The sequence below is a fragment of the Pseudomonas sp. MYb185 genome, from assembly GCF_002979975.1.
In the GTDB taxonomy this organism is placed as follows: domain Bacteria; phylum Pseudomonadota; class Gammaproteobacteria; order Pseudomonadales; family Pseudomonadaceae; genus Halopseudomonas.
Genome location: NZ_PCQD01000007.1, coordinates 64,260 through 86,396, shown reverse-complemented (window position 1 = coordinate 86,396; position 22,137 = coordinate 64,260). Strand labels below are relative to the sequence as shown.

Genomic DNA, 22,137 nt, shown 5'->3' with positions numbered 1-22,137 from the left:
GGTCGGCCAGGCTCACGCCGGGCAAAGTTCGTCATTATATAGGTATAGCAAGACAGCATGCATTACCTGCTCTGCGCGATTCTGTCTATCGGTGCGATTGGATATCCCACCGACCACCGCTCCGGTCTGTCAGGGAGCGGCAACCGCATAGGGATCGGCGACGCCCGGTCCGCCGACCAGCGCCACCGCGCGTACCGGCGTACCGGCACGCACCCGCAGCAGTTCGGCGGTTTGCGCCGCCACCACCAGGGTGCCGGCGGCGATGCGCCCGGGCGCGGCCGTGATGCGGCAGTCCGCACGGCCGCGGTTGTGAACCAGGTAGGTCTGCGCTTCATCTCCCGGTGTGCCCACCGCCAGTACCAGTTGCTGGCTTTCCCGGATGCTGCGAATCTGGCCGGGCGGCGCCTCGATGGTGATGCCACCATCGAAGATATCGATATAGCCCTGGTATTGCAGCCCTTCCTCGGTGAGCATCGCCAGCGCCGGCTCCGAATCCGGATGCACCCGGCCCATGGCATCGCGCGCTTCCTGACTGAGGAAGCAGGCATACAGCGGGAACTTCGGCATCATCTCGGCGATGAAGGCCTTGCTGCCGGTACCGGTGAGGTAGTCGGCGTGGGCGAAGTCCATGCGGAAGAAATGCTGCCCGAGGCTGTCCCAGAACGGCGAACGCCCCTGGCGGTCCGACAGGCCGCGCATTTCGGCAATCACCCGCGGAGCAAAATCGGTGGCGAACTCGGCCATGTGGATGAACCGCGCCTTGGACAGCAGCCGGCCATTCACGCTGTGCCGGTGCGGCAGACTCAGGTACAGCGAGCACAGCGCCGAGGCCCCGGTCAGATCATTGGTCAGAAACAGCGTTGGCTGCTGGCGATACACGCTCAACTCGCGGCTGGCGGTGACCGTCAAGCCCATGCGATAGCTGTACCAGGGCTCGCGCAGCCCGGCGGCAGCGAGCACGCCACTGGTACCGACCACCTGCCCGTGCTCATCCTCCAGCACGAACAGATAGTCGGCATCGGCTGCCGGCAGTTCGCCGGCAAAGCTCGCGGCCACCGTCTGCAGGCGCCGCCCCAGACGCTCATCGCTGGCCGGCAGGCTGGTCAACCCCGACCCGGCCTCCAGCGCCAGCTGGAGCAGTGCCGGCAGGTCTTCGGTGCGCGCCGCACGTACCAGCATGTCAATCTCCTCCAATCAATCTGAGGCTGTCACCCTCGGTAACCTTCAGCAGTTGCGCCAGCCGTGCCTCCAGCACCAGCGGCTCGCCGGGTGTCCAGGCCAGTTCGCACAGGCAGGCACGGAAGTCCCGCACCCGCTCGTTGGCCACCAGCCAGGTGCCGGTGGGGGCTGGCGGCTGGCCGATGCTGACGGTGGCCACCTCGCTACAGCGCACCGAGGTCAGCTCCGCGGTCTTGGTCTGCACCACCGGGCCAGCGTCGAAGATATCGATATAATTGTCACTCTCGAAACCTTCCTTCATGAGGATGTCATAGACCATCTGCGAGGCAGGTCGTACCTGGCCGATGACTTCCTGGGCGGCATCGGGAAGCATCGGCACGTACAGCGGATAGCCTGGCAACAGCTCGGCCAGCACGCTGCGCCCGAGACTGCTGCCCAGACGCTCCGCCTCGGCATAGTCGACGTCGAAGAAGTGTCGGCACACGCCATCCCAGAACGGCGAATTACCATCCTCATAGCTGATACCGGAGATTTCCACCGCGATCGACTCGGCGAACCGCTGCGGATGCGAGGCAATGAACAGCAGCCGCCCGCAGGCATTGAGCTTGAGCGCCTGGTAACTGCGCCAGGTCGGATCCAGGTAGAACCCGGTCAGCAGGCTGTGCCCGGTCAGGTCATGACACAGCGACAGCACGTGGATGCGATTGTGCAGCCCCAGCTCCCGCGAGGCATGCACGAACATCTCGTTGCGAAAGGTGTAGAACGGCTGGCTGAAGCCCGCCGCGGAAATGATGCTGCTGCACCCCACCAGCCGCCCGCTGTCGACATCCTCCAGCACGAAGAAGTAGCGCTCCTCGCCGGTGAAGGTGACCCCCTCATCCATCGCCGCCTCGGTGCCCTCGATAATCACCGACAGACGTTCGCTGTCAGCCGGCAGGGAAGTGATCCCCACCGGACTGGCAATGGCAAGACGTTCTATTTCAGGCAGATCGGCCGGGGTGCACAGGCGCTGGATAAGCATGGGGTTCTCCGGTTACTCGGCGAGCTTCTGCAAGGCCGAGCGCAACCGCCCGAGCGCCTCGCGGATATCCGCCTCGGGAATGATCAGGCTCGGCGCCAGCCGCACCACATCAGCACCGGCCTGCAGTACCAGCAATCCTTCCTGCTGGGCCAGCTGCATGACCTGCCCGGCCTGGCCGCGCCAGCGTTCGGCCAATACCGCACCGACCAGCAGACCCTGGCCACGGATGGAGGAAAACACACCCAGCTCGTCGGCCAGTGCGCGCAGGCCGTCGGTCAGCAGCGCATGGCGCTGCGCCACGCCGTCGAGCACCTGCGGGGTGTTGATGATATCCAGCACCCGTTCGGCTACGGCACAACCCAGCGGGTTGCCGCCGTAGGTACTGCCGTGGCTGCCGACACTCAACGCCGGGGCAACCCGGTCAGTGGTCAGCATCGCGGCGATCGGGAAGCCCCCGCCAATACCCTTGGCGCTGGTCAGGATGTCCGGTGTCACACCGCTGTGCATATAGGCAAACAGCTTGCCGGTACGGCCCATACCGCTCTGCACCTCGTCGAAGATCAGCAGTGCGCCGTGCTTGTCGCACAGCTCCCGTACTGCCTGCAGGTACTCGGTCGAAGCCGGGATCACTCCCCCCTCCCCCTGCAGCGGCTCCAGCACCACGGCACAGGTGCGCTCGGAGATCTGCGCCGCCAGGGCAGCAATATCATTGTAGGGCACGTGGCTGATACCGGCGATGGCCGGACCGAAGCCCTGGGAGTACTTCGGCTGACCGCCGACACTGACGGTGAACAGGGTACGGCCATGAAAGCTGTTGCTGCAGGCGATGATCTCGTGCTTGTCCGGGCCGACATTGTCATGCGCCCAGCGCCGGGCCAGCTTGAAGGCCGACTCGTTGGCCTCGGCACCGGAGTTGACGAACAGTACCCGATCGGCGAAGGTCGCCGCCACCAGCTTGCTGGCCAGGCGCAGCGCTGGCTCGTTGGTCATGATGTTGGACACGTGCCAGAGCTTGTGCGCCTGCTCGGTCAACACCTCCACCAGCTCGGGGTGGGCATGGCCCAGAGAGTTGACTGCGATGCCGCCGGCCAGGTCGATGTATTCTCGGCCCTGCTGATCCCACAGGCGCGAACCCTTGCCGCGCACCGGAATCATGTCCACGGGGGCGTAATTGGGCACCATTAGCCGGTCGAAATCGGCGCGGCTGACCTGCATTGACTGCGACATTTCCTCAACTCTCCTGTATTCGCCAAAGGCGGATAGTGAATATGGCATGCCTGGGCATGCCGATGTTACATACTGACCCGGCCGTCCTGCGCCTGCTGGGCACGGTACTGGTTTCGATCCTCGCGGGGAGTGACACCAAAACAGTTGCGGTAGGCACTGGAAAAATGCGGGCCCGATGAAAAGCCGCAGGACAGACCGATCTGGATGATCGACTTGCTGGTCTGCTGCAGCATCTGCCGCGCCCGGTTCAGGCGCAACTCGAGATAATACTGCGACGGTACGCTGTTCAGATACTGCTTGAAGATACGCTCCAGCTGCCGTCGCGATACGCACACATGCCGGGCGATCTCGTCGGTGGTCAGCGGCTCCTCGATATTCGACTCCATCAGGATCACCGCCTGGGTGAGCTTGGGATGGGTGCTGCCCAGACGGTTGCGCAGCGGCACCCGTTGCTGCTCGGTGCCATCGCGGACCCGCTCGACATTGAGCTCCTCCGCCACCAGCGCCGCCAGATCCGCGCCATGATGCTCTCCGACCAGGGTCAGGAACAGATCGGTAATCGCGCAGCCGCTGCTGCTCAGTCGCCCCTGGTCCTGCTCGAACAGCCGGGTTCCGGCCTGCACCGCGGGAAACCGCTCGCGAAACTCCTCGAGCATGCGCCAGTGCACCGCACAGCGGTGGCCGTCCAGCAGTCCGGCCATGGCCAAGGGGAACACCCCTTCCTCCAGGCCACCAAGCAGCACGCCATCACGCGCCAGCGAACGGAGCTGCAATGTCAGTGCTGGGCTCAGCGACACCGGCAATTGCGCCACGTCAGCGACCAACCACAGATGAGACAGTTCCTGCACAGGACCAGTCCAGCGCCGCGCCGGCAGTTGCCAGCCCTCTGGAGAAAGAATGGGGTTATCGTCCAGGGTGAAGCAGTCCATCTGGTAGTGCGTGGTCTCGGCCATGCGATTGGCCGAACGCAACACCGCCAGCGCCGGCATCAGAATCGCCGGATGACACCCGGGCCACAGCAGGAACGCCATGCGACGCACTTCAGCTGTCATCCGACGACCCGCCTGTGGCAGTAGAAACGCCCATGTTCCCGTCTGATCCCGTAATTCGATAGTCAATGGCGCATTGTGCCACATGCCGTAGCGCGTGACACCGGGAGGGAATGCAGCGGATGGAAAAAAGGGAGACGGGCGGATGCCCTCTCCCTTTTCCCGGTAGAACCCTGTCAGCGGCCGGCGGTTGCCAGCTTCTTCACTGCCAGATGGGTCATCTCGTCGTAGATCACCTGCGGATTGGCCTGCTTGATCGCCCAGGCTTCGCGACCCTTGTCGTGGGGCAGGATCATGAAGTGGCCGGCCTGGCTTTCCCGGTAGATGGTATCGGCGATATCCGCCGCCGAGATCGGCGAGCCCTCAAGCAGCTTGGCGATGTCCTCCTTCGAGGCATTGTCCGGCCCACGGTAGGAGTTGAGCAGGTTGGTCTGGAAGAACGACGGGCATACCACATGCACCTGCACGCCCTTGGGCTGCAGCTCGCACAGCAGGCTTTCCGAGAGTGCCAGCACGCCGGCCTTGGCCACGTTGTAGTTGCTCATGCCAGGGGCCTGCATCAACGCCGCCATGGAGGCGATATTGATGATCCGGCCACCCTCCTGGGACAGCAGCAGCGGCATGAACGCCTTGCAGCCCTTGACCACCCCCATCAGGTTGATACTGATCTGCCAGTCCCAGTCCTCCAGCGACAGATCCTCGAACCAGCCACCGGAGGCCACGCCGGCGTTGTTGATCAGCACGTCGACGCCGTGCATGGTCTCCTCGCAGCTCTGCGCCAGTGCCGCCAACTGACTGTAATCACGCACATCACAGCGTCGGGTGAAGCCGCTGCCACCCGCCGCTTCGACCAGACGCAGGGTTTCTCCCAGCCCCTCCTCCTGAATATCAGCCAGGGCCAGCCGCGCACCCTCCTGCGCGTAACGCAATGCCAGTTCACGCCCCAGCCCGCTACCCGCCCCCGTCACCACCACCCGCAAACCTGTCTTGTGCATACCGCCTCCAGTCACCACGCCGTCGGATCGAGTCACTTTTTGTTTTTGTATCAAAATCCTCATATCGCCCAGTCTAGCGGGCCCGGGAATCGGCGAGGAGCGGAAAACACCAAAATCACTGTTACGAATGGGGACAACTCAGCGCGGGCGTGGTCCTGCGTGATTGCGCTGATATACCGCCTGCCCCATGGCCTGGATCTGCCCCTCGATCAGCGCATCGAAGGGCCGCAGCAAGGCGCTGAAGTCGGTCTGTGGCTCGATGACCTGCAGCGCATGCATGCCCGCCTCGATGGTGGACAGTCCCTCTGCCATGGGCGCCTTGCGCAACCGGTAACGACTACTCAGCCCAGCGGGCAACGACACCTGTGGCAACCCCTGCAGTACCGGGTTGAGATACAGCAGCTTGCGCGCCTTGCGCCAGGTGCCGTCGAGCAGTACCAGGCGGCGGGGGCGCAGATCCTCCCCGGGGGCCTGGACCACCGGCACATCCTGACCGGGGAACAGCAGTTCGGTGCGCCACTCCGGATCGGCCAGCCGGGCGCACCAGGATGCGGGCAATCGCTCGGCGACCAGCAGTTCGGCCTGGAGCAGCCCACCCACCAGCAACCGGGCGGTATTGAGGGCATGTTTCCGCTCATCCGGGTGCTGCACCACCAGTACCTGCGTATGGCTGGCGATACTCGGCAGCAGATGACACAGGCAATGCCCTGGCGGGCGCTGGCACAGGGCGCAACGCGGTCGCACAGAGCTGCAGCGGGACGGGATGGATGAATCAGGCATGAGACGAAACCGGTGGTCAGGGTGGGGCAAGTCTAAGCCCTGTTGCAGCTTCCTGCACCCGCAGACCCGGGGTCACTTGTCCCCGCTGGTCGGCAGGATACGACTCAGCACCTGCTTGGCCGTCTGCTTGATGATGCCCATCTGGTCCGGGTCGCCCTGCAGCAGGGTCGAGGCGAAGGCCCTGGCCTGTTCCAGCTTGATGTGCGGCGGCAGCGGCGGTACGTCCGGGTCGGTCTTGAACTCGATCAATACCGGCCGATCACTGGCCAGTGCCTGCTCCCAGGCGCCGGCCACGGCGTCCTCGCTATCGACGTAGATCCCCTTGAGGCCGATCAGCTCGGCAAACTTGTGGTAAGGCACATTGGGAATGTTCTGCGAGGCTTCGAACTTCGGGTCACCCTCCATCACCCGCTGCTCCCAGGTGACCTGGTTGAGATCCTCGTTGTTGAATACCGCACAGATCCAGCGCGGGTTCTCCCATTCCTGCCAATACTTGGCGACGGTGATCAGTTCCGCCATGTTGTTCATCTGCATGGCGCCATCACCGACCAGAGCGATGACCGGACGCTCCGGATGGCAGAACTTCGCCGCGATGGCGTAGGGCACCGCTGCCCCCATCGAAGCCAGACCACCGGACAGCGAACACATCATGTCGCGGCGGATCTTCAGGTCGCGGGCATACCAGTTGGCGCAGGAGCCCGAGTCGCAGGTGATGATGCAGCGATCAGGCAGACGCGGTGAGAGTTCGAAGGCGACGCGCTGGGGATTGATCGGATTGGCCGAGACCATGGCACGTTTTTCCAGCGCCTTGTCCCAGTCGGCACGCCAGCTTTCTATGTCCTGGCGCCAGCTACGGTCGGTCTTTTCCTTCAATAGCGGCAATAGCAGACGCAGGGTCTGCGCCGAGTCGCCCTGCAGGTTCACCTCCATCGGATAGCGCAGGCCGAGCATGTCCGCCTTGATATCGATCTGCACACCCCGGGCCTGCCCTTCCTCGGGAAGAAATTCGGAATAGGGAAAGCCCGAGCCGATCATCAGCAGGGTATCGCACTCGGTCATCAGCTTGTAGCTGGGCTCGGTGCCCAACAGACCGATGCTGCCGGTCACCCAGGGCAGATCGTCGGGCAACGCCGCCTTGCCGAGCAGCGCCTTGGCCACCCCGGCGCCGAGCCTTTCCGCGACCTGGATCACCTCATCGGTCGCCCCCAGGGCACCGGCACCGACCAGAATGCCTACCTTGTTCCCGGCATTGAGCACCTCAGCCGCCAGCTCCAGATCCTCTTCATGGGGAACGACCCGGGGGCGGCTGTACCCCATCCCGGAATGCACGGTGCCATGGGCACGGGGCGGCTCCTGGTACTCTTCCTCCTGCAGATCGTTGGGCAGGATGATCACCGCCACCCGGCGCTCACCATAGGCGGTACGGATCGCCCGGTCGATCAGATGGCGCACCTGGGCCGGCGCGCTGGCCTGCTGCACGAAGGAGCCGGCGACATCCTTGAACATCGAGGTCAGATCGAGTTCCTGCTGATAATGGCCACCCAGTGCAGTACGGGCCTGCTGGCCGGTGATGGCCAGCAGGGGCATGTGATCCAGCCGGGCATCATACAGCCCGGTCAACAAGTGCGAGGCGCCCGGGCCGGAGGTAGCGATGCACACCCCCAGGCCGCCGCTGAACTTGGACTCCGCCGAGGCCATGAAGGCCGCCATTTCCTCGTGCCGGGCCTGGATGAAGCGAATCTTGCCATCGGCACGATTGAGCGCGCCGAAGACCCCGTTGATGCCGTCACCGGGATAACCATAGATACGCCGTATGCCCCATTCATAGAGACGGTCGACAATGTACTCACTCACAGTCATAGCCATGGGAAACCTCGCTTGGCGTGGGTGTTCTGTCGCCAGCGCAGGGTTGCTGCGGCTCAACGCCGTGGTGCACTGGCTGTCAAGATTGTGACCGGAGCAGGATTCATTGGTTTAGACTTTCGGGAGCTCGACATGGCCGAGCCGGGCGCAGGCACAGCATGGCTGCCTGCTACAGGCGGTACGGAAAATTCGGGAGGGAAAGAAATAAAAAAAAGCGGTTACCCGAGAGCAACCGCTGAAGGCCTTGCGAGCCATGCACGTTAAAAATCGAGAAATTCAGGAATTCCGGTTGCGGGTTTTCTGTGCGTCCTTGTAGATGAATACGCCCACCCCAGCCAGGAAAACCACCATCAGGCCGACTGTCAGTAAACCGGCAATCACAGCGTCATCAATAAACATCTGGGCATCTCCGCATCCGTGTATGACTGCAGAATACCCATTGGCTTTATCCGGGTAATTGACCAGGATCAATTAAGCAGAAGTTTTCAGCGCTTTTTCGGCTTTTTCTTCTTCGAGCGTTTTTTGGCAGCGGGAGCCGCAGGCAGGGGAAAGGCTTTCTCGAAGGCGTCACGCACTTTGGCCAGGCGGGCTTCGTGGATATCGTGCAGCCGCTCGCGTCGCGCTTCGGCAAGATCGATAACCGCGGCAGATTCGGATGGCTCGGACACGCAGATACCCCCAGACTCAAGACGGTTGCCAGTCTAGGGTCTGTTGCCCTTGCCTCGCAACCACCTCAGGCCCTGATATCAACCAGCAACCCCTTGCGCGGCAGCTCCGGCGAGCCCGCGGGCGCCTCCGCAGTCACTTCTGCCGCTGCTGCTTCGGTGTCCTGTGGCGGGGACTGCTCGCCCCCGGAGTGCTGGCCATGGTACTGCGCCGAGGCTTGCTCCTCGACCGGCAATTCGGACAGCGGATCGTGGGCCAGCCCTTCGGCAGCCGTGGTCCTGACCTGTCGATCCGGCTTGAACACTTCCTGCTGGGCGCCTGCCGGCGGTAAACCGGGAATGAGCATGGGAACACCTGTGGTCGATCAATCGATGCCAACATAATCAGCTTGGTACTGATGGTATCGGCCGTCAACAGGCCTTTTTTACTAATCATGTCGTGATCGCCATCACAAAATCGGGCTATCCGCAGTCAGTCAAGGCACTTTCTGCCGCGTACTCGAAAGCGCAGCATCAACGGTTTGTGAGCACACCCGTATCGGTTACCATAGCGCCCTTTACGCACGGGCAGGAGTGGAACATGACAGTATTTACCCCGGGACAACGCTGGGTCAGTGACAGCGAATCGGAACTGGGATTGGGTACGGTGTTATCACAGGATGGTCGCCTGGTCGTCATGTTGTTTCCCGCCAGTGGCGAGACCCGGCACTACGCCATCCGCACGGCGCCGCTGACCCGGGTGCGCTTCAGCCCCGGCGACAGCATCAGCCACCATGAAGGCTGGAGCCTGACGGTCAGCGACGTCAGCGAGCAGGATGGCCTGCTGCATTACCGTGGCCTGCGCGAAGACGGTAGCCGCGACGAGTTCAGCGAAACCATGCTGGACAACTTCATCCAGTTCCGCCTGGCCAGCGACCGCCTGTTCGCCAGCCAGGTCGATCCCCTGCCCTGGTTCGGCCTGCGCTACGAAAGCCTGCGTCATTATTGCCGCATCCAGCGTTCACCACTGCTCGGTCTGGCAGGGGTACGCACCCAGCCGATTGCCCATCAATTGCATATCGCCCAGGACGTCGCCGACCGGGTGGCGCCCCGGGTGCTGCTCGCCGACGAGGTCGGCCTGGGCAAGACCATCGAGGCGGGTCTGGTCATCCACCGTCAGTTGCAGACCGGCCGCGTGCGCCGCGTGCTGATCGTGGTGCCGGAGAACCTGCAGCATCAGTGGCTGGTGGAAATGCTGCGCCGTTTCAACCTGCGCTTTGCACTGTTCAACAGCGAGCGTTGCCAGGGCGCCGAGCAGAACCCCTTCGAAGAAGAGCAACTGGCCCTGGTGTCGCTGGAATTCCTGCTGGAAGATGCCAAGGCCGCCGACTGGTTGCAGGCCAGCGACTGGGATCTGCTGGTGGTCGACGAAGCCCACCACCTGGTCTGGCATGAAGAGGGTGCCAGCCCCGAATACACCCTGGTCGAGCAACTGGCCGGACAGATCCCCGCCGTGCTGCTGCTGACCGCAACACCCGAACAACTGGGCCAGGCCAGCCATTTCGCCCGCCTGCGCCTGCTCGACCCTGACCGCTTCCATGATCTGCAGGCGTTTCGCCAGGAGGCAGAGCGCTACCAGCCCGTGGCCGAGGCCGTGCAGCATCTGCTGGATACCCGGCAGTTGGCTGACGCCGACCGCCAGGCCATCAGCCAATGGCTCGGCGACAGCGCTGCGCCATTGCTCGATGCCCTTCAGGCCGATGACGAAAACGCCGCAGATGATGCCCGCCGCAGCCTGATCCGCCAGTTGCTGGACCGCCATGGCACCGGCCGGGTGCTGTACCGCAATACCCGCGCGGTGATCAGCGGCTTCCCCGAGCGCCAGTTGCATGCCTACCCACTGCCCTGCCCGCCGATCTATCAGGATCTGGAAGGCCGTGCCGCGCTGTACCCGGAAGTCGGCCTGCAGGATGAGTTCGAGCCGGCGGAAACCGCCTGGTGGCAGGACGATCCGCGGGTCGACTGGTTGATCGACACGCTGAAGATGCTCAAGCACAGCAAGGTACTGGTGATCTGCGCGCATGCCGAGACCGCCCTGGACCTGGACGATGCGCTGCGCATCCGCAGCGGCATTCCGGCCACCGTATTCCATGAGGGTATGAGCATCATCGAACGCGACCGGGCCGCTGCGTTCTTCGCTGACGAGGAGTTCGGCGCCCAGGTGATGATCTGTTCGGAAATCGGCAGCGAAGGGCGCAACTTCCAGTTTGCCCACCACCTGGTGATGTTCGATCTGCCGGGGCATCCCGACCTGCTGGAGCAGCGTATCGGCCGCCTCGACCGTATCGGTCAGCGGCAGACCATCCAGTTGCACGTACCCTATCTGGAAGAGTCCGCCCAGGAGCGGCTGTTCCAATGGTACGACCAGGCACTGAATGCCTTCCGCGCCACCTGCCCGACCGGTAACGCGCTGCAGCACCGCTATGGCTCGGCCTTGCTGCAGCAGCTGGATAATCCGCAGGCGGAGGCATGGCAGCAACTCATCGAACAGGTGCAACAGTCCCGCAGCGAACTGGAAGCCGAGCTGCACGAGGGCCGCGACCGCCTGCTGGAACTGCATTCACGCGGACAGACGGGCGACGCCCAGCGCATGATCGATGCCATCAGCGCGCAGGATAATGATTTCCAGCTACCTATCTATATGGAGCGCCTGTTCGATGTGTTCGGTGTCGACAGCGAGGATCATTCCGATAACGCCCTGGTGCTGCGCCCGGGCGAGCGCATGCTCGACGCCGGCTTCCCGCTCGGTGACGAGGAAGGCGTGACCATCACCTATGATCGCGACACCGCACTGTCCCGCGAGGACATGCAGTTCATCACCTGGGAGCACCCCATGCTGCAGGGCGGCATGGACCTGGTACTGTCCAGCAGCATGGGCAACAGCTCGGTCGCGCTATTGAAGAACAAGGTACTCAAGCCCGGCACCATGCTGCTGGAGTGTCTGTTCGTCAGCGAGGCGATCGCCCCGCGCAACCTGCAGCTGCAGCGCTATCTGCCGCCGACCCCGGTACGCTGCCTGCTCGACATCAATGGCAACGACCTGGCCGCCAAGGTCGCCTTCGAAACCCTGGAGGCGCAGATCGACGGGCTGCCCAAGCACCTGGCCAGCAAGGTCGCCAAGAGCCAGCGCGAGACCGTCGAGCGCCTGCTCGACCGTGCCGAGGCACTGGCCGACGTGCAGCACGACGAGCTGGTCGCACAGGCCTCGCAACGCTTCACCAGTGACATGGCCGAGGAGATCGACCGGTTGAAGGCCCTGCAGCAGGTCAACCCGCTGGTGCGCCAGAGCGAGATCGATGCGCTGGAACGCCAGCGCACCCAGGGCATCGAGGTGCTGGGCCAGGCGAAGATCCGCCTGGACGCGCTGCGTATTCTGGTGGTGGGCTAACCGCGCCCCACCCATTACGCCGTGACAGGAATATCCAGAAAACGCCGCAGGTCATCCGCGCGGGCCAGGGCGTCACGACGCCCCAGGGCGATCAGCTCGTTGCAGTATTCCGCCTCGAACAGCAGGTAGCTCAGCAGATCGCTGCCCGAGGAGCGGGTGGCACCGCTGCCCCGCAGGAACAGCCTCAGTCCTGCCGGCAGAGCGTCCCGGTGCCGGGCGGCGATCCTGTCCACCGGCTCGCTGGGCGAGATCACCAGCACATCCACATGGCGGATGCCATTGGCGCCGGTACGCATGGCGAAGGGCTGATAGGCTGCCAGCCGGTTCATCCGCTCCAGCTGTTCCAGATCGCTTTCCAGACTGTCGATGAAGGTGCTGTGCAACAGGTGCCCACCCAACTGCGCCAGGCTCGGCGGTGGTGGCGTTTTCAGTATCGGGCCAGGCTGGCCGGCGACCGGTATCTCGGATGTATGGTGCGTCACTCCGATCACCAGCACCTTGTTCGCTCCCAGGTGCAGGGCCGGGCTCAGCGGCGATTGCTGGCGTACCGCGCCGTCACCATACCAGGTGCGGTTGAGCAGCACCGGCGGAAACAGCAGCGGGATGGCGGTCGAGGCCATCAGATGATCCAGCCCCAGGCGCGTCTGCACACCGATGCGGCGGTGACGGCGCCACGGCGTGATGCGCCCACGCCCCTGGTAGAAGTACACCGACTGCGAAGCCTGGTAGTCAAAGGCACTGACCGAAATGGCCCGCAGCTGCCCGGCCTGCAAGGCTTCCTCGATGCAGCCGAAGCGCATGCGCGACTCCAGCAGCTCCCGCAACGGTCCATTGTCCAGCATCGCGGTGGTCAGCTCGCTGGTTCTACCGAGCAGGTTGGTGCGGCTCCAGCGCCAGGCCTGCCCGAGCAGGCCCGGCCAGTCGGTACGCATCACATGGTGGCTGCGAAACTCCGACCAGACCTCCAGCATGCTGTCGACCGCCTGGTGCAGATTACCGGCGTGGGTCGCCAGCGCCAGGGCATTGATCGCTCCGGCCGAGGTGCCGCAGATAATGGGAAACGGATTCGGCGTACCGGGTGGGGTCAGCTCGGCAAGCGCCGTCATCACCCCGACCTGATACGCCGCGCGGGCACCGCCGCCGGACAATATCAACGCCAGGCAATCATCCTTGCAGGGGCCGGCTTCGACCATCAGTCAGCGCTCCGCCGCCTGCGTTTCCTGCGCTGGCGCTTGGGATAGAACCTGGGCTCGCCTTCAGGGCGGGTCTTGAAGCGCCGGTGCACCCACATATATTGCTCCGGCTGCAGCAGGATCTGCTGCTCCACCCACTGGTTGATGCGAAGGGCATCGGCCTCCTCGTCACCCATCGGGAAGTTCTCCAGCGGCGGATGCACGGTCAGCAGATAGCCCTGGGCACCGGGCAGGCGTGTCTGGGTAAAAGGCACCACCAGCGCCTTGCCCAGTCGCGCGAAGGTCGCGGTGGCAGTGACGGTCGCCGCGGTAACACCGAACAGCGGTACGAACACGCTGGCCTTGCGGCCATAGTCCTGATCAGGGGCGTACCAGATGCCGCGGCCCTTGCGCAGCGACTTGAGCATGCTGCGCACATCCTCCCGCTCCACCGCAATGGCGTCGGCGTTGTGCCGTTCACGGCCCCGCCGCTGCACATAGTCGAATGCCGCATTGCGATGCTCACGGTACATGCCATCGATGGTCACCCGCTGACCGAGCAGCGCGGCGCCGATTTCCAGGGTGGTGAAGTGCAGCGACATCAGTACCACACCCTGCCCTGCCGCAGCCGCCTGCTGCAGATGTTCCAACCCCTCGATCCGTGCCAGCTTCGCCAGCCGCCGCGGCGGCCACCACCAGGCCATGGCCATTTCGAACAGGGCGATGCCGTTGGAGGCAAAGTTCTCACGCAATACTGCTGCACGCCTGGCAGCGCTCCACTGCGGAAAACACAATTCCAGGTTGATCCGGGCGATCTCGCGGCGCTCGCGCATTGCCAGGTACATTGCCCAGCCAAGCAACCGACCAAGGCGCAGCAACAGCGGATAAGGCAACAGCACCACCAGCCACAGCAGGCCGAGCCCGAACCACATGAGCCAATAGCGGGGATGCAGCAATGCAGGTTTGAAGCCGGGGCGAGTCATCAGCGGGACCATACAGGGTGAATGACGAAAAGGCCCATTCTACCCAAGCAGCGGGTCGGAGGGGAAACCGCACGCCCGGTGCTTTTCCGGATTCGGCTTGCGGTCGCTCTTTTCAGGCTATATAAGTGTGCCCACCAAACGCTCTATGGATCCATCATGACTTCCGACTCAAACCTCGACCTTCTCGATAACGACCCGGTATTCCATCTGAAGGGCGGCATGCTGACCATGACCGTGGTGGAACTGGTACGCCAGGCACCGGAACGCTTTGCCATTCAACTGGCGGAAAAAGTCGAGCAGGCACCGAACTTCTTTCAGGACACGCCGGTACTGATCAGCCTGGAAAAGCTCGATGATCACCTGGATATCGCCGGCCTGATCGCCCTGCTGCGTATCTGCCGGGACCACGGCCTGCTACCGGTGGCCCTGCGCGGCGCGGAGGATTTTCGCCCCCTGGCCCAGCAGGCCAGCCTGGTATTGCTGCCGCCCGGCCGCGGCCGCGAGAAAGTACTGGAAGCTCCGGAACCAGAAGCGCAAGCTGTTGCCCAACAACCAGCCGCGGCGCAAAAGCCCGCTGAGCCGACCCAGCCCGCCCAGTCCACGCCGACCCGGGTGATTACCCAGCCGGTACGTTCGGGGCAGCAGGTATACGCTCCCGGCGGCGACCTTATCGTACTGGCGCCGGTGAGCGCCGGGTCGGAGCTGCTGGCCGATGGTCATATCCATGTCTACGGCCCGCTGCGCGGCAGAGCGCTGGCAGGGGTACGCGGGGATACCAGCGCGCGCATCTTCTGCCAGTCACTGGAGGCCGAACTGGTCTCGGTGGCCGGTCAGTACAAGGTCGCCGAGGACCTGCGCCGGCAGCAATGGAAGGAGGCAGTACAGATATCTCTGGAAGGTGACAGCTTGAAGATAGCCGCCCTTTGACAGATACTGTTCAACCATTCGGAGACACCCGTATGCCGTGGCTTGGGGTCGATTAGCGGGACCCGGACACGTCAACGAAAACAGCGCCCAATAGCGCTTTTTGCGCGCTGCACAATTACATTCAAGATCAGTCAGGAAGGTCATTTTGGCAAAGATCCTAGTCATTACCTCAGGCAAGGGGGGCGTTGGCAAAACCACTACCAGCGCTGCCATCGGTACCGGACTCGCTCTGCGTGGATACAAGACAGTCATCGTCGATTTCGATGTGGGCTTACGCAACCTCGACCTGATCATGGGTTGCGAGCGTCGCGTGGTCTATGACTTCGTCAACCTGATCAACGGCGACTCCAATCTCAATCAGACGCTGATCAAGGACAAGCGCTCGGACAACCTCTACATCCTCCCCGCGTCGCAGACCCGGGACAAGGATGCACTGACCCAGGAAGGCGTGCAGGGCGTGCTCGATCAGTTGAAGGAAACCTTCGATTTCATCGTCTGCGACTCCCCCGCCGGGATCGAGAAGGGTGCTCACCTGGCGATGTACTTCGCCGACGAGGCCATCGTCGTGACCAACCCGGAAGTCTCCTCGGTACGTGACTCCGACCGCATGCTCGGCCTGCTGTCGAGCAAGTCACGCCGCTCCGAACAGGGCGAGAAGATCAAGGAACACCTGCTGCTGACCCGCTACAGCCCCGAGCGCGTGGAAAATGGCGAGATGCTGTCGGTCAGCGATGTCGAGGACATCCTGTCGATTCCGCTGCTCGGCGTGATCCCCGAATCCCAGGCGGTGCTCAAGGCTTCCAACCAGGGCATCCCGGTAATCATGGATGACAAGAGCGACGCAGGTCAGGCCTATAGCGATGCCGTCGAACGTCTGCTTGGCAAGGAAGTGCCCCACCGCTTCCTCGAAGCCCAGAAGAAAGGGCTGCTCAAGCGCCTGTTCGGAGGATAATGATGAGCCTTTTCGACTATTTCAGCCGCAAGAAGAAGCAGGACTCCCCCGCCTCCATGGCCAAGGAACGCCTGCAGATCATCGTTGCCCACGAGCGTGGCCAGCGCAGCCAGCCGGATTATCTGCCGCAGTTGCAGCAGGAAATCATCGATGTGATCAGCAAGTACGTGCCGATCGATCGCGAGCAGGTACATGTCGCCCTGGACAACCAGGACGACTGCTCGATCCTGGAACTGAACATCACCCTGCCCGAACGCTGACAGACAGGCACCGCCCTCTGGCGGTGCCGTGGTAACCCCATGCCCCTGACCCATATCGGTATCCTCCACGAGGATCCAGCGTTTCTGATCGTCAACAAACCCACCCTGCTGCTGTCGGTCCCCGGTCGTGCCGAGGACAACAAGGACTGCCTGATCACCCGCCTGCAGGACAACGGCTACCCGGAGGCGCGCATCGTCCATCGCCTGGACTGGGAAACCTCCGGCATCCTGGTGATCGCCCGTGACCCGGACAGCCACCGTGAGCTGTCGCGCCAGTTCCAGGACCGGGAGACCGGCAAGACCTATATCGCCCTGTGCTGGGGCCAGCCGCCGGCGGACGCCGGGCATATCGACCTGCCTTTGCGTTATGATCCACCCAACAAGCCACGGCATATCGTTGACCATGAACTGGGCAAACCGGCGCAGACCTTCTGGCGGGTGCTGGAGCGTCACGCCGATCACTGCCGGGTCGAGCTGACGCCGATCACCGGTCGCTCGCACCAGTTGCGCGTGCACATGCTCAGTATCGGTCACCCACTGCTCGGCGACCGGCTGTATGCCCATGAGGCAGCGCTGGCCGCCTGTCCGCGACTGGCCTTGCACGCCGCTCGGCTGGAGATCAACCATCCGCGTAGCGGTGAGCGCATGGTCTTCGACTGCCCCGCCCCATTCTGACGTACAGGAGTTCGCATGCCTCACAGTGCCGCCAGCCTGGCCCTGGCCGATTTCATCCAGGCCTCGCCCACCCCCTTCCACGCCGCCGCCAGCCTGGCCGCACGCCTGCAGGCCGCCGGCTACCAGCAGCTGGATGAGCGTGATGAGTGGTCCCTGCAACAGGGCGGGCGCTACTATGTCCTGCGCAACCAGTCATCGTTGATCGCCTTCAGCCTGGGCCAGCCCGGTGCGCTGGACAACGGCCTGCGCATGATCGGCGCGCATACCGACAGCCCCTGCCTGCGGGTCAAGCCCCAACCGGAACTCAGCCGCCACGGCCTGTGGCAACTGGGCGTGGAAGTCTACGGCGGCGCACTGCTGGCCCCCTGGTTCGACCGCGACCTGTCACTGGCTGGTCGCGTCACCTGCCGCGATGACAACGGTCAGCTGCACAACCTGATGCTGGACTTCAAGCGCCCGATCGCCATCATCCCCAGCCTGGCCATCCACCTGAACCGGGACGTCAACAGCGGTTTTGCGGTGAACCCGCAGACCGACCTGCCGCCGGTACTGGCACACAGCATCGAGCCCAACCGGGATCTGCGCGCGCTGCTCGCCAGCGAGCTGAGCCAGCGCTATCCGGAACGCGGACAGCTGCAGGTACTGGACTACGAACTGAGCTTCTATGACACCCAGCCACCGGCGATGATCGGACTGGATGGCGACTTCCTGGCCGCCGCGAGGCTGGACAACCTGCTGTCCTGTCATGCTGGTCTCGAAGCCCTGCTGGCGAGCGATACCAGGCAAGCCTGCCTGCTGGTCTGCACCGACCACGAGGAAGTCGGCTCCAGCTCCGCCTGTGGCGCCGACGGCCCGTTCCTTGAAGACGTACTCAAGCGTCTGCTGCCGAATGAGATCGAGCGCATTCGCGCCATCCAGCGCTCGGTACTGGTCTCGGCGGACAACGCCCATGCCATTCACCCCAACTACGCCGACCGCCATGATGGCAATCACGGCCCGCAGCTCAATGCCGGCCCGGTAATCAAGATCAACAGCAACCAGCGCTACGCCACCACCAGCGAAACCGCCGCACTGTTCCGCCATCTCTGCCAACAGGTCGACGTGCCGGTACAGAGCTTCGTTGTGCGAAGTGACATGGGTTGTGGCAGCACCATCGGCCCGATCACCTCCAGCCGGCTGGGCGTACGCACCGTGGATATCGGCGCCCCGACCTTCGCCATGCATTCGATCCGCGAGCTGGCGGGGGTCAGGGATGTGGAGTATCTGCAGCGGGTGTTGACGGCATTTCTGGATTGCCCACAGATATAACGTCCATTCCGCTCGTCGCTCCCACAAGAAAGCCGCTTAATGGAAGGCCGAGTTCCATCTCGGCCTTCGGAGGCCACAGCCAGTACGCTGTGACGAGATGGAACTCGTCACTCCCAGCCCCTCTCTTCCTGGGAGGCTAGAGCACCGCTCGTACATCTCGGAGCTCGGTGTCCCCGAGGGGGCTCCGTGCGCTCGAGTCAGCTGTTTACCAAGACGATCTTGCCGACGATCTGATCCTTGGCCAGTTCGGCAAAGGCTTCTTCGGCCTGATCAAAGGAGTAGGTTCTGGCCACCAATGGCTTCAACTGGCCGGACTCGAACAGCGGCCACAGACGCTGCTCCATGCGCACCAGCAAGCCGGCCTTGAAGTCGGCGTTGCGGGTGCGCAGGGTCGAGCCGGTCAGTTGCAGGCGCTTGACCAACACCTTGGCCAGATCCAGGGTGGCCTGACGACCGCCCATCAGTCCGATCATCACCCAGCGGCCGTCCACCGCCATCAGATCCAGGTGATCCGGTGCATAGTTGGCACCCACCGGGTCCAGCACCACATCGAAGGGCCCCGCATCCCTCAACGCGGTAATGCCATCATGGCGCAGTACACCACCCTGTGCGCCCAGCGCCTTGCAGGTGTCCAGTTTCTCCTGGGTGCCCAGGCTCACCCAGCACGGGTTGCCGAAGGCCTTGCACAGCTGGATGGCGGCAGTGCCCACGCCACTGGCGCCGGCATGGATAAGCACCTTCTCGCCGGGCTGCGCAGCGCCCAGTTCGAAGACGTTCAGCCAGGCGGTACTGAATACTTCGGGAATCGCCGCCGCGTCCTCCCAGCTCATGCCCTGGGGCACCGGCAGCAGGTGCCGGGCATCGACGACCACCTCGTCAGCCATGCCACCGCCAGCCAGCAGCGCGCAAACCCGGTCGCCCACCTGCCAGCGGGTCTCGCCGCTGACTTCGACAACCTCGCCAGCGCACTCCAGGCCGAGAATATCGGTGGTGCCTGGCGGTGGCGGATAATGGCCGGCCTTCTGCAACAGGTCGGCGCGGTTGATTCCGGCGGCGCGAACAGCCACCCGGACTTGCCCCGGCGCCAGCGCCGCCGAGCCTTCCGTACGCCAGCTCAGTACCCCGCCATCAGCTTGCAATCCTTTCACGGTGCCCCCATAGTTATCAGTCGAATCGGTTTGAAAAGGGAACCCTCGGGCCCCTGTCGAGCACTAAAGAATACCCTCACCTCTCCGGACACGATACCTTTGATGAAAGTTTCCAACATCCTGCGCAAGTCCTGCCTGATCGCTCTGCTCAGCCTTGGCGCCAGTGCCTTCGCTGCAGACACGGTCGACAGCGCGATGCCCATTCTCGATCTGGAGAGTCTGCAGCCGACCCGTGAGCAGATGATCGCCAGCCTCAATACCGTGGAGTTGCTGCGGCGCCATCACTACAACCGCATTCGCCTGGATGACGCGCTCTCCAGCGAAGTGTTCGATACCTACCTGCGCCAGCTCGATCCGCAGCGCAGCCTGTTCACCGCGGCCGATATCGATACCTTCGAAGAGTATCGCCACAAGCTCGACGACCTGCTGCTGGCCGGCGATCTGAGCATCGGCTTCGCCATGCACACCCGGCAGATTCAGCGCGCCGACCAGCGCATGGCCTACGCCCGGCAGTTGCTGCGCGAAGGCGTCGACAAACTGGATTTCACCGGTGACCAGAGCATCCTGATCGACCGGGAGGAAGCCGACTGGCCGACCGATGAAAAGGCCCTGCATACCCTGTGGCGCCAGCAGATCAAGGATGAGGTATTGCGCCTGAAGCTGGCCGGACGTGAAACCGATGCCATCCAGGATCTGCTGGAGAAGCGCTATGCCAATCAGCAGAAGCGCCTGTACCAGACCCGCAGCGAAGATATCTTCCAGAACTACATCAACGCCCTGGCGCAGGTCTACGACCCGCATACCCAGTACCTGTCTCCGGATAACGCGGAGAACTTCGACATCAACATGAGCCTGTCGCTGGAAGGTATCGGCGCGGTACTGCAGAGCGACAACGACTACACCAAGATCGTCCGCCTGGTGCCGGCCGGTCCGGCGGAAAAGAGCAAGCAGCTGTCCACCGCCGACCGCATCATCGGCGTTGCCCAGGACAAGGGTGAGATGGTCGACGTGGTCGGCTGGCGCCTGGATGAGGTGGTCAAGCTGATCCGTGGTCCCAAGGGTTCCTCGGTACGCCTGGAGGTGATCCCGGCGAGCAACCCCCCGAGCGACATGACCAGCCGTGAGGTGGCACTGGTGCGCGAGGCAGTGAAGCTGGAAGACCAGGCTGCCAAGTCCTCGGTGCTGGAGTTCAACGAACACGGCAACGATTACCGCATCGGCGTCATCGAGGTGCCCGGCTTCTATATCGACTTCAAGGCCTACCGTCGTGGCGATGCGGACTACCGCAGCACTACCCGCGACGTACGTCGCCTGCTCGGCGAACTGCAGAAGCAGGACATCGACGGCATCGTGCTGGACCTGCGCAACAACGGTGGCGGCTCGCTACAGGAAGCCACCGAGCTGACCGGCCTGTTCATCGGCCAGGGACCCAGCGTGCTGGTACGCGACAGCAAGGGCGACGTGCAGGTGCTGGATGACCCGAATGCCGGAGTGGCCTACAACGGCCCGCTGGCGGTGATCGTCAACCGCCTGTCCGCCTCCGCCTCGGAGATCTTCGCCGGTGCGATACAGGACTATGGCCGCGGCCTGGTGATCGGTGAACCGACCTTCGGCAAGGGCACGGTGCAGTCCATCCAGCCGCTCAACCATGGCGAACTGAAATTCACCCTGGCCAAGTTCTACCGCGTTTCCGGCCAGAGCACGCAGAACCGTGGCGTGGTGCCGGACATCGCCTACCCGTCGCTGCTGGAAACCGCCGAGATCGGCGAAAGCAGCCTGCCCCGCGCACTGCCCTGGGATACCATCCCGCCGGCCCGCTACCAGGCCGACACCGGTCTGCAGCCGCTGATCCCGCAATTGACCGACAGGCACAAGGCGCGCGCCGCCAACGACCCGCAGTTCGTTTATACCCTGGCGCGGATCGACCTGAACCGGAGCATGCAGGAGCGTGAGTATCTGCCGCTGAATGAGGCCAAGCGCCGCGCCGAGCAGAAGGAGTTCGAGGACAAACTGCTGGCCATGGAGAATACCCGGCGCAAGGCACTGGGCGAAGAGCCGCTCGACGCCCTGGACAGGGAAGACCCGTTGATGGACGGCAGCGGCCTGCCCTCGCCGCTTGAAGAAGAGGATACCGACGACAAGGACGATCCATTCCTCGCCGAAACCGGCCATATCCTCATCGACCTGCTGGAGATCAAGCGCCAACAGGTCGCCAGAGCAGGCTAAGGCTTTCCCGGGGTAGCGAAGGGATAGAGCCCCCGGGTCACATTTTCGTCACCCATCAAGCGGACAATCCGGGCTGGAAACTTGCCTTGGTTGTCCCCCCGGGCAAGGCGGTTTTCGCATGCCTGGGCACCCTATGACTCTCTCCGAACAACCGGCCGCACTGTGCGAGATTCTCGACAGTGGCGGGAGCTGGGGGAAGAACTGGAGGTGCTGGAGCAACTCGGCGCACAGATGGTGCAGGGTTTCTGGCTGGGTCGCCCCCAGGTCTGGAGTGGCCTCA

The 22,137-nt window shown here is 63.5% G+C and carries 20 protein-coding genes; 7 read left to right on the top strand and 13 right to left on the bottom strand.

The window, feature by feature from the left end:
- Positions 1–129 precede the first annotated feature (129 nt).
- The 10 genes from astA to CQ007_RS12215 form a co-directional block, all read right to left on the bottom strand.
- Complete coding sequence (gene astA, locus CQ007_RS12255) at positions 130–1,179, bottom strand: arginine N-succinyltransferase (RefSeq protein ID WP_105646120.1); 1,050 nt, start codon at positions 1,177–1,179, stop codon at positions 130–132.
- Position 1,180: 1 nt separating this feature from the next.
- Complete coding sequence (locus tag CQ007_RS12250; RefSeq protein ID WP_105646119.1) at positions 1,181–2,200, bottom strand: arginine N-succinyltransferase; 1,020 nt, start codon at positions 2,198–2,200, stop codon at positions 1,181–1,183.
- Between the two features lie 12 nt (positions 2,201–2,212).
- Positions 2,213–3,427 (bottom strand): aspartate aminotransferase family protein, encoded by a 1,215-nt coding sequence (locus CQ007_RS12245; RefSeq protein WP_105646118.1) that lies wholly within the window; start codon positions 3,425–3,427, stop codon positions 2,213–2,215.
- Between the two features lie 65 nt (positions 3,428–3,492).
- A complete protein-coding gene (locus CQ007_RS12240) occupies positions 3,493–4,479 on the bottom strand; it encodes a GlxA family transcriptional regulator (protein ID WP_105646117.1) in 987 nt (328 codons plus the stop codon).
- A gap of 173 nt (positions 4,480–4,652) precedes the next feature.
- A complete protein-coding gene (locus tag CQ007_RS12235) occupies positions 4,653–5,471 on the bottom strand; it encodes an SDR family oxidoreductase (RefSeq protein WP_105646116.1) in 819 nt (272 codons plus the stop codon).
- A gap of 138 nt (positions 5,472–5,609) precedes the next feature.
- The gene (locus CQ007_RS12230) at positions 5,610–6,251 is read right to left on the bottom strand and encodes a tRNA-uridine aminocarboxypropyltransferase (RefSeq protein ID WP_105646115.1); all 642 of its coding nucleotides are present in this window, start codon (positions 6,249–6,251) and stop codon (positions 5,610–5,612) included.
- A gap of 72 nt (positions 6,252–6,323) precedes the next feature.
- On the bottom strand, positions 6,324–8,117 hold the full coding sequence (locus CQ007_RS12225) for a thiamine pyrophosphate-requiring protein (protein ID WP_105646114.1): 1,794 nt from the start codon (positions 8,115–8,117) through the stop codon (positions 6,324–6,326).
- Positions 8,118–8,390: 273 nt separating this feature from the next.
- A complete protein-coding gene (gene ccoM / locus CQ007_RS19210) occupies positions 8,391–8,513 on the bottom strand; it encodes a cytochrome c oxidase subunit CcoM (protein ID WP_256582281.1) in 123 nt (40 codons plus the stop codon).
- Positions 8,514–8,599: 86 nt separating this feature from the next.
- Positions 8,600–8,782, bottom strand: coding sequence for a hypothetical protein (locus CQ007_RS12220; protein WP_105646113.1), 183 nt, complete (start codon positions 8,780–8,782; stop codon positions 8,600–8,602).
- Between the two features lie 65 nt (positions 8,783–8,847).
- On the bottom strand, positions 8,848–9,126 hold the full coding sequence (locus CQ007_RS12215; RefSeq protein WP_105646112.1) for a hypothetical protein: 279 nt from the start codon (positions 9,124–9,126) through the stop codon (positions 8,848–8,850).
- 233 nt (positions 9,127–9,359) lie between these two features.
- Between CQ007_RS12215 and rapA the strand changes: the two genes are divergently transcribed.
- A complete protein-coding gene (rapA, locus tag CQ007_RS12210) occupies positions 9,360–12,206 on the top strand; it encodes an RNA polymerase-associated protein RapA (protein WP_105646111.1) in 2,847 nt (948 codons plus the stop codon).
- Between the two features lie 14 nt (positions 12,207–12,220).
- On the opposite strand, the gene CQ007_RS12205 is transcribed toward rapA, so the two are convergent.
- The gene (locus tag CQ007_RS12205) at positions 12,221–13,399 is read right to left on the bottom strand and encodes a patatin-like phospholipase family protein (protein WP_105646110.1); all 1,179 of its coding nucleotides are present in this window, start codon (positions 13,397–13,399) and stop codon (positions 12,221–12,223) included.
- Positions 13,399–14,361: a lipid A biosynthesis lauroyl acyltransferase gene (locus CQ007_RS12200; protein ID WP_105646281.1), complete on the bottom strand. Its 963-nt coding sequence runs from the start codon at positions 14,359–14,361 to the stop codon at positions 13,399–13,401. Before CQ007_RS12200 ends, CQ007_RS12205 begins: the two co-directional genes overlap by 1 nt.
- A gap of 156 nt (positions 14,362–14,517) precedes the next feature.
- Between CQ007_RS12200 and minC the strand changes: the two genes are divergently transcribed.
- The 5 genes from minC to CQ007_RS12175 all read left to right on the top strand — a co-directional run bounded on the left by minC (position 14,518) and on the right by CQ007_RS12175 (position 18,483).
- Positions 14,518–15,288 (top strand): septum site-determining protein MinC, encoded by a 771-nt coding sequence (gene minC, locus CQ007_RS12195; RefSeq protein WP_105646109.1) that lies wholly within the window; start codon positions 14,518–14,520, stop codon positions 15,286–15,288.
- A 145-nt stretch (positions 15,289–15,433) separates the two neighbouring features.
- A complete protein-coding gene (gene minD, locus CQ007_RS12190) occupies positions 15,434–16,240 on the top strand; it encodes a septum site-determining protein MinD (RefSeq protein ID WP_036990553.1) in 807 nt (268 codons plus the stop codon).
- Between the two features lie 2 nt (positions 16,241–16,242).
- Entirely contained in the window at positions 16,243–16,500 is a 258-nt protein-coding gene (gene minE / locus CQ007_RS12185; RefSeq protein WP_105646108.1) for a cell division topological specificity factor MinE, read from the top strand.
- A 39-nt stretch (positions 16,501–16,539) separates the two neighbouring features.
- Entirely contained in the window at positions 16,540–17,175 is a 636-nt protein-coding gene (locus CQ007_RS12180; protein WP_105646107.1) for an RluA family pseudouridine synthase, read from the top strand.
- A gap of 15 nt (positions 17,176–17,190) precedes the next feature.
- Positions 17,191–18,483 (top strand): M18 family aminopeptidase, encoded by a 1,293-nt coding sequence (locus tag CQ007_RS12175; protein ID WP_105646106.1) that lies wholly within the window; start codon positions 17,191–17,193, stop codon positions 18,481–18,483.
- Positions 18,484–18,680: 197 nt separating this feature from the next.
- Here the strand turns inward: CQ007_RS12175 and CQ007_RS12170 are convergent, their stop codons facing one another.
- Entirely contained in the window at positions 18,681–19,631 is a 951-nt protein-coding gene (locus tag CQ007_RS12170; protein ID WP_105646105.1) for an NAD(P)H-quinone oxidoreductase, read from the bottom strand.
- A 102-nt stretch (positions 19,632–19,733) separates the two neighbouring features.
- On the opposite strand from CQ007_RS12170, the gene CQ007_RS12165 reads away from it, so the two are divergent.
- The gene (locus tag CQ007_RS12165) at positions 19,734–21,857 is read left to right on the top strand and encodes a carboxy terminal-processing peptidase (RefSeq protein ID WP_105646104.1); all 2,124 of its coding nucleotides are present in this window, start codon (positions 19,734–19,736) and stop codon (positions 21,855–21,857) included.
- The last annotated feature ends 280 nt before the right edge of the window (positions 21,858–22,137 follow it).

Excerpts from the sequence above, each read along its gene's own strand:
- CQ007_RS12225 (WP_105646114.1), bottom strand. The coding sequence starts at position 8,117 with ATGGCTATGACTGTGAGTGAGTACATTGTCGACCGTCTCTATGAATGG.
- minC (WP_105646109.1), top strand. The coding sequence starts at position 14,518 with ATGACTTCCGACTCAAACCTCGACCTTCTCGATAACGACCCGGTATTC.
- CQ007_RS12250 (WP_105646119.1), bottom strand. The coding sequence starts at position 2,200 with ATGCTTATCCAGCGCCTGTGCACCCCGGCCGATCTGCCTGAAATAGAA.
- CQ007_RS12175 (WP_105646106.1), top strand. The coding sequence starts at position 17,191 with ATGCCTCACAGTGCCGCCAGCCTGGCCCTGGCCGATTTCATCCAGGCC.
- astA (WP_105646120.1), bottom strand. The coding sequence starts at position 1,179 with ATGCTGGTACGTGCGGCGCGCACCGAAGACCTGCCGGCACTGCTCCAG.
- CQ007_RS12245 (WP_105646118.1), bottom strand. The coding sequence starts at position 3,427 with ATGTCGCAGTCAATGCAGGTCAGCCGCGCCGATTTCGACCGGCTAATG.
- CQ007_RS12180 (WP_105646107.1), top strand. The coding sequence starts at position 16,540 with ATGCCCCTGACCCATATCGGTATCCTCCACGAGGATCCAGCGTTTCTG.
- CQ007_RS12240 (WP_105646117.1), bottom strand. The coding sequence starts at position 4,479 with ATGACAGCTGAAGTGCGTCGCATGGCGTTCCTGCTGTGGCCCGGGTGT.
- CQ007_RS12205 (WP_105646110.1), bottom strand. The coding sequence starts at position 13,399 with ATGGTCGAAGCCGGCCCCTGCAAGGATGATTGCCTGGCGTTGATATTG.
- CQ007_RS12215 (WP_105646112.1), bottom strand. The coding sequence starts at position 9,126 with ATGCTCATTCCCGGTTTACCGCCGGCAGGCGCCCAGCAGGAAGTGTTC.
- minE (WP_105646108.1), top strand. The coding sequence starts at position 16,243 with ATGAGCCTTTTCGACTATTTCAGCCGCAAGAAGAAGCAGGACTCCCCC.
- ccoM (WP_256582281.1), bottom strand. The coding sequence starts at position 8,513 with ATGTTTATTGATGACGCTGTGATTGCCGGTTTACTGACAGTCGGCCTG.
- CQ007_RS12235 (WP_105646116.1), bottom strand. The coding sequence starts at position 5,471 with ATGCACAAGACAGGTTTGCGGGTGGTGGTGACGGGGGCGGGTAGCGGG.
- rapA (WP_105646111.1), top strand. The coding sequence starts at position 9,360 with ATGACAGTATTTACCCCGGGACAACGCTGGGTCAGTGACAGCGAATCG.
- CQ007_RS12200 (WP_105646281.1), bottom strand. The coding sequence starts at position 14,361 with ATGACTCGCCCCGGCTTCAAACCTGCATTGCTGCATCCCCGCTATTGG.
- CQ007_RS12230 (WP_105646115.1), bottom strand. The coding sequence starts at position 6,251 with ATGCCTGATTCATCCATCCCGTCCCGCTGCAGCTCTGTGCGACCGCGT.
- CQ007_RS12165 (WP_105646104.1), top strand. The coding sequence starts at position 19,734 with ATGAAAGTTTCCAACATCCTGCGCAAGTCCTGCCTGATCGCTCTGCTC.